The organism is Polaribacter sp. KT 15 (assembly GCF_900143115.1).
GTDB lineage: Bacteria > Bacteroidota > Bacteroidia > Flavobacteriales > Flavobacteriaceae > Polaribacter > Polaribacter marinaquae.
In genome coordinates, this window is record NZ_LT670850.1 from 638,956 (window position 1) to 652,064 (window position 13,109).

Consider the following 13,109-nt stretch of genomic DNA (forward strand, 5'->3'; position numbering starts at 1 on the left):
ATAAAAAAAGAAAAAAATGAGCTATTTAGAAACAACACACAATGTATACAAAGAAGCAGCATTAACACCAGACGTTGGTTTGTGTTGTACTACCAACCCTATTTGGGAACTTCCTGGTTTAAAAATACCAAGAATTATGCAAGAAATGAACTACGGTTGTGGTTCTACTGTGCATGCTAGAGACTTAACCAACAACCCAAAAATGTTATACGTTGGTGTTGGTGGTGGTATGGAGTTGCTACAATTTGCGTATTTTAACAGAAACAAAGGTGGTGTTATTGGTTTAGATGTTGTAGATGAAATGTTAGAAGCTTCTCGTAAAAACTTTAAAGAGGCAGAAGCTCAAAACGATTGGTTTCAAAGTGATTTTGTCGATTTAAGAAAAGGAGATGCTATGGCATTGCCAGTAGAAGATAATTCTATTGATGTTGCTGCACAAAACTGTTTGTTCAATATTTTTAAGTCAGATGATTTAAAGAAAGCCATTGCAGAAATGTACCGAGTATTAAAACCGCATGGTAAATTGGTAATGAGCGACCCAACTTGCGAGCAAGAAATGAATGACGAATTACGTAATGATGAGCGTTTACGTGCCTTATGTTTAAGCGGAAGTTTGTCGATTGCAGATTACGTAAAAGCCTTAACAGACGCTGGCTTTGGAACGATAGAAATTAGAGCTAGAAAGCCGTATCGAATTTTAGACCCTAAAAATTATCCAACAGAAGAGTTAATTTATATAGAATCGATAGAAGTTGCCGCAATTAAAGACCCAATGCCAGCAGATGGCCCTTGTATTTTTACAGGTAAAGCAGCTATTTATTATGGTGATGAAGACTTTTTTGACGATGGAGCGGGCCATACTTTATTAAAAAATCAACCGTTGGCAATTTGCGATAAAACTGCGGCTGCCTTAAAAGCATTGGGTAGAGATGATATTTTCTTTTCAGAATCTACATATCATTACGATGGTGGCGGCTGTTGTTAATAGAAGCTTTTAGTTGCTATTTTTTAAAAGCATTAAAATGATATAAAACCTTAAATAATGAAAAAACTTTGCATCCTTTTTTTAGTAATCAGTTCTACTGCATTTTCACAAAAAAAACTAGACAAACTATTAAATAAATGGAACACTAGAAACGTACCTTATATATCCGTAGAAACCTTAGCATTGCCAAAAACCAATGCTATTTTATTAGATGCTAGAGAAAAAGCAGAGTTTGAGGTAAGCCATTTAAAAAAAGCCATTTACGTTGGATACGATAAATTTCAACTCGAAGAAACACTTCCAAAATTGCCCAAAGATAAAGACGCTAAAATTGTAGTGTATTGTTCTTTAGGCATCCGTTCAGAAACCATTGCGCACAAATTAATTCAAGAAGGTTATACTAATGTTTACAATTTATATGGTGGTATTTTCGAATGGAAAAACAACAATTTTAAAGTAGTAGATACCTTAGGCAAACCCACAGAAAAAGTACATGCTTTCAGCAAAAACTGGGGCAAGTGGTTGCATAAAGGCACAAAAGTTTACGAATAAATTCATAAAAAACGATGGCTAAAAATCATAAAAACCTATTGCTTGTTTTCACTAGAAATCCAGAATTAGGAAAAGCAAAAACACGTTTAGCAAAAACAGTTGGCGACGAAAAAGCTTTAGAAATTTACAAGTTTCTATTAGATAGAACAAGAACTATTGCAAGCCAAGTAAACGCCGACAAAGCGGTGTACTATTCCGTTAAAATTAGAGAAAACGATCTTTGGGATGCTAATATTTTTCAAAAGCACCAACAAATAGGCGAAGATTTAGGTATTCGAATGCAAAATGCTTTTTACAATGGTTTTACAGCCGGCTATGACAAGGTTTTAATTATTGGTAGCGATTTGTACGATTTAACACCAGAAACGGTAGACCATGCTTTTCATCAATTAGATACTAATGATGTAGTTATTGGGCCTGCAGAAGATGGTGGTTATTATTTGTTAGGGATGAATCGCTTGCACGAAAAAGTGTTTCAAAACAAAGAATGGGGCACAGAAACGGTTAGAGCTGCAACTTTAAAAGATTTACAAGATAAAAAAGTACATTTGTTACACGAATTGAATGATGTAGATGTTTATGAAGATATAGCAAACCATCCTGCTTTTCAACATTTATTATAAAAATAGACCAAACTAAAATTATGAAACAACAGCAATTACAAGAAACCATCGATTTTTTAAAAGCAAAAGGTATTACAAATCCCGCTACAGGTATTGTTTTAGGTACAGGTTTGGGTAAGTTGGTAGATGAAATTACCATCGAAAAAGAAATTCCGTATGCAGACATTCCTAACTTTCCGGTAGCTACTGTAGAGTTTCATTCTGGAAAATTAATTTATGGTGATTTGTCTGGTAAAAAAGTTATCGTAATGGCGGGTAGATTTCATTTATACGAAGGTTATACGCCATGGGAAGTAACTTACGGCATTAGAACGATGCACGGCTTGGGCATTCAAAATCTATTAATTTCTAATGCTGCTGGTGCTATTAACCTAGATTATAAAAAAGGAGATTTAATGTTGATAGAAGACCACATCAATCTTCAAGGTAGTTCGCCATTAGCTTTTAACGGTGCAAATGCCTTTGGTAATATTTTTGCCGATATGCTAGAACCGTATTCAAAAGCAATCAATATAAAAATAAAAGACATCGCAAAAGCGCATAAAATTCAATTACATCAAGGTATGTACGCCAGTGTTCTTGGGCCACAGTTAGAAACGAGGGCAGAATATAGAATGTTGCAAATTTTAGAGGCCGATGCTGTTGGTATGAGTACTGTGCCAGAGGTAATTGTTGCCAAACAATTAAACCTGCCATGTGCTGCAATTTCGGTATTAACAGACGAGTGTGATCCTAAGAATTTACAACCTGTAGATATTGCAGAAATTATTGCTATTGCTGGTAAAGCAGAACCAAAAATGATTACACTTTTTAAAGAGGTGGTTAAAGAATTATAAACGTATTCTTTAGAATACTAAAAAGAGAATATCTTTAGAGTGCCATTTGGCATACCTAAAAATATTCTCTTTTTACTTATATAAAATATTATTTATTTTTTAAAATTTAACAACTTTAAATAACAATTAGCCTTTCTTTTTTGCTTTTACTTAACACACTATTCACGTTTAAGTAATCTTATAGTTATATGCTTGTAAGTTTAAATTTACAACATGACTAGAGTCACTTTCTTTGCTTTTTTTATTTTATTACAAACCCTAGGTCAAGAAGTAAAATTCGAAAACTTTTCTGTTAACAATGGCTTATCTAACAATTCTGTTAAAGATATTGAAAATGACAATAATGGTGGTTTATGGGTAGCTACTTGGGATGGTTTGAACTATTTTGACGGCTACAGCTTTAAAATTTTTAAAAATGATATCGATGATAAAAATACGATTGCAGGTAATTTTATAGCTAAAATTAAAAAGGATGGCAAGGGTCGTATTTGGATACTTACCGAAGATTTTAAAGTAAGCAGATACATCGGTAATAAAAAGTTTAAAAATTACTCTTTTAAAGAAAAACCTATAGACATTTCAATATCAAATAAAGAAAACATCATTATCTACACCAAAAACAATTGTTATGAATTTATTGAAGGCCAATTTAAAAACAGATCAACAAACTTACCCAACGATAAAAATGTAAGATTAAAAAATATCTTACTCACCAAGTATCCAAACCTAGTTATTAATGATGTTTTAAAAGACAAAACAGGTAATATTTGGTATGCTACACGTAAAAATGGTTTGTTTATCATAAGAAACAAACTAAATAAATCTAATAAATACCATATAGAGAACTATCTTAAAGATCCTTATTCTCTTACAAGTTTTAATAGTAACGAAATAGAAACCTTGCATGAAGATGTCTTTGGTAATATTTGGTTGGGTGCTAAAGATGGTGGTATAAGTATGGCTTATACAAATTCTGATAAAATTCTCTCTATAGCTCCGCATCCTATAGATACCCCTAATATCCCAAACGAAACGCTACGCGCAATTACCAAAGATATTCATGGCAAACTTTGGTTGGGCTATTATACCAAAGGCTTGTATTCTTATAATGCTGATAGTAAAAATTATAAAAAGTTTGTAATTAAAGAAGCAAAAGAACAACCAGATTGGAAACGCATACGCACATTATTTACAGCATCAGATGGTACAATATGGGCAGGAACTTATGCCGGAATTATCAGAATAAAGAAAAACGGAGATTACACTTTATATGATGCTACAAAAACCGCTAATTTTCCTAAAAATAGAAATTATAGCATTTACGAAGATACCAACAAACACTTATGGATTGCATGTTGGGGTGGTGTTGCCAAATTTAATTTAAATTCAAATAAATTTGAAAGCTACAAAGGGCAACATTTATTAGAAAAGTACCATGTTAGAGATGTAAGTTTTATAGACAACGAGTTAATCTTAGCGACAGAAAACAATGGTTTACGCTTATTTGATGTGCATAAAGAAAAGCTACAAACCATTCCTGTTAAAAAAGGTCTTTCTAATTTTCATAAAGAAGATAAAAGTATTACTTCTGGTAGTAATCATATAAAATTATTGGATTTAAAAAATGGTGAGCTACAAACGATAACTACTAAAAACGGAATCTTAAGCAACAGTACCTACGCCGTATATAAAGATTTAAAAACAGGATATTATTGGGTAGCAACTTTAGGCGGATTGACCATTTTTGATAAGGAAAAAGGTATTATTAAAAATATTACTGAAAAAGAAGGTTTACCAAGTCAGCTTGTATATGGTATTTTAACCAATAAAAATGATGTTTGGATAAGTACAACCAAAGGCATTGCAATTATTAATAAAACTAATTTCTCTGTAAAACCTTTCTACCCAAAGGGTGGTTGGCAGGTTTCTGAGTTTTCTGAAGGTGCTTATTATCAAGATGCGAAAGGCGATTTATATTTTGGAGGTATAAACGGCCTAAACTATTTTAATCCTGATAATATTCAATTTAATAACACAGAAGTAAAACTAAAATTATGGGTAGATTATAATGAAAACTTCACAAAAAACATTGTAAAAACGCACAATCAAAACCACATCGATATCGATTTGATTCCTATTCGATTTCCTATAAAAGTAGAAAAAAATATTTATTACAAATTAGAAGGTAAAGACAAAAAATGGATTTTACTAAATCTTAACAACAAAATAAGTTATAGCAACCTTGTACCTGGTAAGTATACTTTTTTAGTTAAAGAAGGTAAAAACAGTAATCAAAAACTACTTTTTAATTTAGAAATTAAAAAACCTTTTTACCAAACCTTTCTATTTTTTATAATAGTAACTGCGCTCATTTTAATGAGTGCCGTTGTGTTTATTTACATCAAAAATAAAGCTGCGATTAGACAACAGAAAAAATTAGAAGAAAAAATAATTGCAAGAACTAAAGTAATCGAAAATCAAAAAAAGGATTTAGAAGACATCAACTCTAAACTCGATGAAAAGAATAAAAAAATACTGCTTCAAAAAGAAAAACTATTAGAATTACACAATCAATTGAAGAACGAAGATTTTGAAATCGAAAAATTTAAAACCTTTGTGCTATCAGAATTTCAAGAACCTGTTTCTAATATCATAAAAAAAGCAAGCGATTTATCAGAAAATTCAGAAAACAAAAAAAGTATTCTTTCACAAGCTAACAAACTAATTACAGTAATTTCTGAGTGGAATTATTTAAGTCAAATTAAAGATATTGGCGCAATAAAAACCTCGGTAGTAGATTTATTACCTATCGTAAAAAATAGTGTTAATAAACTAGAAAACGCATTGCAACAGCACAAAGTAGATTTTAGTTTTCACATTAACAAAACACCAAATTGGGTAGAAGTAGATGTTTTACGTTTTCGTTTGATGCTTCAATATTTATTTAATGATATTCAAAAATATTCTGATAAAGGCAGTCAATTAGAATTACAAATTAAATACAACGCAGGTAATTTTAATGTACAAATTGCCTCTAACAGTAGTTTACTTTTAAATAGTTGGCATCGTGTAATGCATTACAGTCCTTATTTTAAAGCGTTTCAAACTTTAATAAAAGATTTAAATGGCGAGTTTTACAACTTTAACTTAGAAAGTTCTTTTAAAGTATTATTACAAATACCTATAACGGCAATTAATACTAATGATGCACAAATAGAAACCATCTCTTGGAAACATTTTAACGAACAAGATAACCTCGCTTCAGACAAAAAAAATGTATTGGTTTTTTGTGATAAAGAAAACACTAGTGCAGCAAATCAAATCGTATTAGAAAACAACTATAATTTAATTTTCGAAAATACCGCTAGTAATTTAAATGCAGCTACAAAACAACTTACAATACATAGCATTGTATTATATGACGTTGCTTTTTCTAAAGAACTCTTGTACTTTCTTAAAAATTCTGATGAAATTAAAAACAGAAAAATTCCGCTTATCTATATATCAGAAGATTTTAATACACAATTAAGAGAACAGTCTGTAGAGTTTGGTATCGATACTATAATTCAATTACCAGCAAGTACCTCGTTTGTACAAAAAAAGATAGCCTCTTTAATAAACACTATAAGCAACGCACCCTTAGACCATAAATTTCAACAACAAATATTTGATATTTTAACTGATAAAGAACAATTACAGACAGCAAATGACAAGCTCTTAAAAAAGAGTTTACATATTATTAAAAGTGAAATTCACAACCCAACTTTTAATGTAGAAATGTTGGTAGATACTTTAGATATTTCTAGGGTAAAATGTTATCGATTATTTAAAGAGCGTTTAAAACAATCGCCATCAGATGTAATCATGTCTTTAAGACTCCAAAAAGCAGAAGCGTTGTTAAAAACGCAAAAACTAAATATATCAGAAATAAGTTTTGAGTGTGGTTATAACGATCCTAAATATTTTGCCAAAGCATTTAAGAAGCATTATGGTAAAAGTCCTAAAGAATTTAAACAACAGTTTTGTTAAAAGTATTGTTACTGTAGGATTTTCTAAATGTTAGAGAATTGTTACTGTAACAAAACTACACCCAATCTGTATCTTTTATATACCAATTTGAACGATTTATACTCCTCTTAGAAACAATTTTACACCTACCGAGCATTTTGCCCAACTACTTTTATCAAAACTAAAAACACAATTTAAATGAAAAATTTTTACTTATTATTAATTCTTGTCTTTGGGTGTATAGCATATACCGGCGCACAAGTAAAGGTAACAGGGAGTGTAGTTTCCAATACAGACAACCTCCCAATACCAAATGTATCTATTACTGTTAAAGGGAATAACAGTAAAGGAACTGCTACAGATTTTGACGGAAATTTCAAATTATCTCTAAACAATCAAACAGGTACTTTAGTATTTTCTTCTTTAGGTTACGAAACAAAAGAAATGGCTTTTAACGGTAATCAAGTTTTAAAGGTAACGTTAAAAGAAACTTCAAGTTCTTTAGACGAAATTGTAATTGTTGGTTACGGTTCTCAAAAAAGATCAGATGTTACTGGTGCAATATCTTCTGTAAAAAGCGAAAATTTTAACAAAGGGGTTGTTGCCAATGCAGGACAATTATTACAAGGTAAAGTTGCCGGTGTAAATGTATCCTCTAATAGTGGTGAACCTGGTGCTACACAAGATGTAATTATTAGAGGAGTTGGTAGTTTAAGATCTGGTACAACACCACTTTACATTGTAGATGGTTTTGCTTTAGACAACACAAATAATGGTGTTGCTTCTAACCCTTTAAACTTTATCAATCCTCAAGACATCGAAAGTATAGAAGTTTTAAAAGATGCATCTTCTGCAGCAATTTATGGTTCTAGAGCTGCCAATGGTGTTATTGTGATTACTACTAAAAAAGGAAAAAAAGGGAAAACAAAAATAAACCTAACACTTTCTAGTGGTTATGCTACTATTGCTAATAAAATAGCAGTTTTTTCTGCTGATGAATTTAGAGCTAATGTAAATGCCGTAAACGGTACTTTAGTAGATGGCGGTGGCGCTACAGATTGGCAAAAAGAACTTACAAGAGCTGCCATTTCTAATAACATTAACTTTTCTATGAGTGGTGGTACAGAAAATTCTTCTTATGCTGCTTCTATTGGTTTAGATGACCAAGAAGGAATCTTAAGAAACAGTAATTTAAAACGTTATTCTGGTCGTTTAAATTTATCACAAAAAGCAATAAACGATAAATTAAACGTAACTTTTAATTTAACTGCTACCAAATTAGACAACACAAGACCAAATTCTAATGCAGTTGTTGGTAATATGCTAAGTTTAAATCCTACGGATACACCTTACGAAAACGGTACGTTAAAAGGAAATTTAAGCAACGATATTTTAAATCCGTTTATTGCAGAATCACTTTACGGAGACTTTACAAATAACAATCGTATTCTAGCAAACATTGCACCTTCTTATAAAATCACAAAAGGGTTAACTTATAAGTTAAACATGGGTGTAGACTACTCTATCACAGAAAGAGATGTGCAAAACTTACCATATGCTACAGAAACCAATACAACATTGGGTAGTGTAAATACAGCTACTACAAAAAACAGCAATACACTTGTAGAAAACACGTTAACTTACAATTTGTATGGTGATAAAAGTAGTTTTACATTTTTAGCAGGTCATACTTACCAGCAAACAGAAGTTAGTCAAAAACAATTTTTCTTAGAAGGTTTTCCAGACAATGGTGTAGAACCAAGATATCAATTAGAAACTGCAAATCAACAAACAACGCAATCGGCTTTTGCAACTAAAAACGAGTTACAATCTTTCTTCGGAAGGCTTAATTATACCTACGACAATAAATACTTAGTAACAGCAACAATGCGTGCAGATGGTTCTTCTAAGTTTGGTAAGAATAACAGATATGGATATTTTCCTTCGGTTGCATTGGGTTGGAATATAAGCAACGAAAACTTTTTAGCCAATTCTACTGCAATTAACAACTTAAAATTAAGAGCAAGTTGGGGACAAACAGGTAGTCAAGAAATACCTTCTAAAATTACCAAAGCAAGTTATACAGAAAGCAACTCTAATAACGACACATATCCTTTAGATAGTGGTGCTACAGATTTAAGTGGTTACCCTTACGGTTCTATTTTCACACGTTTAGCCAATCCAAATATTCAGTGGGAAGTTGCTACACAAACCAACATTGGTTTAGACTTTAGTTTACTTAATTATAAATTAACGGGTACTATCGATTATTTTAATAAAGTTACAGACAACATCTTATTAGAAGTTGCTCCTACAGATCCTATTGTTCCTGTTTCTACTTACTGGACTAACATTCCGAATATGGAAATCGAAAACAATGGTGTAGAAATCGCTTTAGATTATAAAGACTATGTAAACGATCGTTTTTCTTATAATTTTGGAGGTAATATATCTTTTACAAAAAACACAGTAAACAACTCGCCTTACAAAATTTTAACTACAGGTGCTGCTCGAGGAGCAGGACAAACAGGTGCTACTATTAATGGCGTTTTAAATGGCGAATCTATTGGTGCTTTTTACATGCAAGAGTTTACAGGTATTGGTGCAGATGGCTTAAATCAATTTAAAGATTCTAATAATGATGGCGAAATTTTAGATGATGATAGAACTGTAGTTGGCAATGCCCTACCCGATTATGTATATGCTTTTTACTTAAACTTTACTTACAAAAACTTCGATTTAGGTTTTAATTTTAACGGTGCTGGCGGAAACAAAATATACAACCATGTAGCCATGTCTTCTTTTAACAAAGGTAACCTAGCCAACTCTTTTAATACGACAAACAGAGCTGTCGAGTTTTTAAACGAAGCTGCCACAAACTCTAACCTAGTTTCTACAAGGTACTTAGAAAATGGTAGTTTCTTAAGATTAAACAATGCAACCATAGGGTATAATTTATCTCCAGAAAGTATCGGTTTTGGCGAAAGCATTAAAAATTTACGCTTATCAGTTACAGGTCAAAACCTATTTGTAATAACAGATTACAGCGGTTTCGATCCAGAAATTAATACAGGTAGTCCTTTAGGTGGTATCCAAACTTTTGGTATCGATTACTTTAGTTACCCAAAAAGTAAAACAATTCTTTTAAGCTTAAACGTAGAATTTTAATAAAAAAATAATGAAAAATATAATAAAAAGTACACTTATAGCATTCAGCTTCTTATGTATCTATAGCTGTAGCGATTTAAATGAAGAGGTTTTAGATGAATCTTTAACTGGTAGCGGACAAGCAGAAGCCATAAGTGGTGCTATTGCACCGGCATACGGGCAAGTTTCTTGGACTTGGAGACACACAAACTACTACGGTTTGCAATTGATACCTAGTGACGAGGCTATTTTACCTTACAGAGGTGGTACAGACTGGTATGATGGTGGTAAATTTTTAGCTGCACATACGCACTCTATCACACCTACAAATGATTTGGTTAAAAGTGCATGGACAGAGCTAACTATCAACATCTCTAGAACTGTAAGTGCCATCGAAGTTTTAAGACCTTTGGCAGATGCAGGTAATACAGAAGCAGCAGGTGCTTTGTACGAGATGATTGCGCTAAGAGCCTATTTAAATATGTTAACATTAGACAGTTGGGGTTTAGTGTTTAAAAAAGAATTATCTAGCCAAGATTCAGAAATCTTAAGAAATCAAGAGGCTGTAGATTATATAGAAAGTGAATTACTATCTGTTGTAGACCTTATAAATAATAATAAAGGTCCGGGTAGAATGACACAAGCTGCGGTTTGGGGATTTTTAGCAAGATTACACTTAAATGCTGCTGTGTATAGAGATCCTTACGGAACACCAAACTTTACGACAGAAGATATGGATAAGGTTATTACATATACCAATAACATTATCAATTCAGGGCAATTTTCTTTATCACCAGAATATTTCGACTTGTTTAATGATGATAATAATAGCAATGCAGAATTGATATTTGCTTTAGACCAACGTGGTGTCTTAAAAAGAGAACACAGTCGTTGGGCGTATTGGTCTATTCCTGGTTCTATGTACCCAAGACCAGAACACTTAAGTGCAGACGGTACAGATGGACCAGCAATTACATCAGACTTTTATCAAACTTGGGTAGCTGCGTATGGTAGTGTAGACCCAGCAGATGCAGATCCTAGGTTTTTACAAAAAAACACACAAGAAGCAGCAAATGGTGTAGCAGATCTTACAGGTCTTTCTCCTTTAAACGACGAGAATAACTATTACTGCGTAGCTGCCAAAGACTTCGAAATTGATAGAGGTATTTTAAGAGGTGTGCCTTGGGCTGCAAGAAAAGATGAAAATGGTGCATTTTATACTTGTAGCGATGGATACAGAATTTACCCGGTAAAACAAATAAAAGGAAACGGAAAAGATAAAAATGTTGCCTATGTAAACCTTACAGAAAAAGTAGATTTTACCAACGAAGGTAGAGCACATCATACAGGTTTTCGTGTGTCTAAATATCAATTTAGTCGCACCTCTCCTAACGGTAACAACTTTAGTAGCGTAGATTTAGTATTAATGCGTTATGCAGAAATTTACATGATGCGTGCAGAAGCTAAACTAAGAAAAGGAGACAATGCGGCTGCCTTAGCAGATGTAAACATTGTAAGAACGTCTAGAACTGCACGTGCACCTATACCAACTGCTTTAAACAGTATCAATTTAGATATTTTATACAGAGAGTTAGGTTTCGAGTTCTATTGGGAAGGTTTAAGAAGAACAAACCAAATCCGTTTTAGTCATTACGAAGATTCGTGGACAGAAAAAACAGATGCGAATGTAAACAACAGGTTGTTTCCAATACCACAAGTTGCCATAGATGGTGCTTCTAACACACCAGGTTACTTAGAACAAAATAAAGGATATTAGATTTTATGTTTGATGTATGGGGGCTTTTCTTAATAAGAGGGCTCCCTTTTTTTATCAGATTCACTAAAAGTATAGCATGAAAAACATTTTGAAAAACACACTATTGGTTTTGCTATCTATTTTGTACATAGGTTGTAAAAAAGAAACATCTAAAAAACCTTTAAATGTTATTTTGATGATAGGAGACGGTATGGGTCTTGCCCAAGTTTCTACAGCATTTTATTTCGGAAAAGACGCACCAAATTTCGAGCAATTTAAAGAAATCGGTTTTATAAAAACACAAAGTACAAGTCACACAATTACAGACTCTGCCGCAGGTGCAACTGCATTTGCAACAGGTCAAAAAACATACAAAAGAGCCATTGGTGTTTCTAAAGACAGTTTGCCTATTCCTACCATAATAGAGACCTTACAACAAAAAGGTTATCAATCTGGTTTGGTAAGCTTAACACCCATAACCCATGCTACACCTGGGGCTTTTTATGCCCATGTAAAAGATAGAGATTCGCACGAAGAAATCGCTTTAGACCTTATCGATGCGAATATCGATTTTTTTGCAGGTGGTGGTTTAAAATATTTAAAGCGTAGAAAAGATAAGAAAGATTTGTATGCTGCATTGCTAGCTAAAAATTACCAACTAGATTCTGTAGCATTATCTCCTTATAATATTCACAAAAGAAATGGGTATTTATTAGCAAACGATGGTTTGCCATCTAAATTAGAAGGTAGAAAAAGCTTTTTTCAAGATGCTACACAACTGGGTTTAGACTATTTGACAGAAAAAGAGAAACCTTTCTTTTTAATGATTGAAGGTTCTTATATCGATTGGGGCGGACACGCCATGGATGCCGAACTTTTAAAGCAAGAAGTTTTAGATTTTGATAAAACTTTAGGGGTTGTTTTAAACTACATAAAAAAATACCCAAACACACTTTTGGTAGTTACTGCAGACCACGAAACAGGAGGCGTAAGTATTGGGAAATCGTATGTTATTGATGAAGCTACAGGCGAGAAACAAGAAGAAGTAACCAATGTTTCTATCAACTTTAACAACGATCAACATAGCGGTACTTTAATCCCTGTTTTTGCAAAAGGACCAGGTGCACCACTTTTTAAAGGCATTTATGAAAACAATGAAATTTATCATAAAATTTTAAAAGCCATTCACAACAAATAAAAAT

8 protein-coding genes are annotated in these 13,109 nt (G+C 32.5%); all 8 read left to right on the top strand.

Annotated features, from left to right (window positions below; genetic code table 11):
* Positions 1-16: 16 nt before the first annotated feature.
* The 8 genes from arsM (at position 17) to B5464_RS03050 (ending at position 13,105) form a co-directional block, all read left to right on the top strand.
* Entirely contained in the window at positions 17-985 is a 969-nt protein-coding gene (gene arsM / locus B5464_RS03015; RefSeq protein ID WP_079737127.1) for an arsenosugar biosynthesis arsenite methyltransferase ArsM, read from the top strand.
* A 57-nt stretch (positions 986-1,042) separates the two neighbouring features.
* Positions 1,043-1,537 carry a rhodanese-like domain-containing protein gene (locus tag B5464_RS03020; protein WP_079737128.1) on the top strand — a complete coding sequence of 165 codons (495 nt, stop codon included), beginning with the start codon at positions 1,043-1,045 and terminating at the stop codon, positions 1,535-1,537.
* A 14-nt stretch (positions 1,538-1,551) separates the two neighbouring features.
* The gene (locus B5464_RS03025) at positions 1,552-2,160 is read left to right on the top strand and encodes a TIGR04282 family arsenosugar biosynthesis glycosyltransferase (RefSeq protein ID WP_079737129.1); all 609 of its coding nucleotides are present in this window, start codon (positions 1,552-1,554) and stop codon (positions 2,158-2,160) included.
* Between the two features lie 20 nt (positions 2,161-2,180).
* Positions 2,181-2,996 carry a purine-nucleoside phosphorylase gene (locus B5464_RS03030; protein ID WP_079737130.1) on the top strand — a complete coding sequence of 272 codons (816 nt, stop codon included), beginning with the start codon at positions 2,181-2,183 and terminating at the stop codon, positions 2,994-2,996.
* 213 nt (positions 2,997-3,209) lie between these two features.
* Positions 3,210-7,025, top strand: a complete 3,816-nt coding sequence (locus B5464_RS03035; RefSeq protein ID WP_079737131.1) for a two-component regulator propeller domain-containing protein — start codon at positions 3,210-3,212, stop codon at positions 7,023-7,025.
* Between the two features lie 177 nt (positions 7,026-7,202).
* Complete coding sequence (locus B5464_RS03040; protein ID WP_079737132.1) at positions 7,203-10,172, top strand: SusC/RagA family TonB-linked outer membrane protein; 2,970 nt, start codon at positions 7,203-7,205, stop codon at positions 10,170-10,172.
* A gap of 10 nt (positions 10,173-10,182) precedes the next feature.
* The gene (locus B5464_RS03045) at positions 10,183-11,928 is read left to right on the top strand and encodes a RagB/SusD family nutrient uptake outer membrane protein (protein ID WP_079737133.1); all 1,746 of its coding nucleotides are present in this window, start codon (positions 10,183-10,185) and stop codon (positions 11,926-11,928) included.
* A gap of 76 nt (positions 11,929-12,004) precedes the next feature.
* On the top strand, positions 12,005-13,105 hold the full coding sequence (locus B5464_RS03050; protein ID WP_079737134.1) for an alkaline phosphatase: 1,101 nt from the start codon (positions 12,005-12,007) through the stop codon (positions 13,103-13,105).
* Positions 13,106-13,109: the final 4 nt, after the last annotated feature.

What these genes read in the sequence shown, in the direction of transcription:
- arsM (WP_079737127.1), top strand. Translation starts at nt 17, where the DNA reads ATGAGCTATTTAGAAACAACACACAATGTATACAAAGAAGCAGCATTA.
- B5464_RS03020 (WP_079737128.1), top strand. Translation starts at nt 1,043, where the DNA reads ATGAAAAAACTTTGCATCCTTTTTTTAGTAATCAGTTCTACTGCATTT.
- B5464_RS03025 (WP_079737129.1), top strand. Translation starts at nt 1,552, where the DNA reads ATGGCTAAAAATCATAAAAACCTATTGCTTGTTTTCACTAGAAATCCA.
- B5464_RS03030 (WP_079737130.1), top strand. Translation starts at nt 2,181, where the DNA reads ATGAAACAACAGCAATTACAAGAAACCATCGATTTTTTAAAAGCAAAA.
- B5464_RS03035 (WP_079737131.1), top strand. Translation starts at nt 3,210, where the DNA reads ATGACTAGAGTCACTTTCTTTGCTTTTTTTATTTTATTACAAACCCTA.
- B5464_RS03040 (WP_079737132.1), top strand. Translation starts at nt 7,203, where the DNA reads ATGAAAAATTTTTACTTATTATTAATTCTTGTCTTTGGGTGTATAGCA.
- B5464_RS03045 (WP_079737133.1), top strand. Translation starts at nt 10,183, where the DNA reads ATGAAAAATATAATAAAAAGTACACTTATAGCATTCAGCTTCTTATGT.
- B5464_RS03050 (WP_079737134.1), top strand. Translation starts at nt 12,005, where the DNA reads ATGAAAAACATTTTGAAAAACACACTATTGGTTTTGCTATCTATTTTG.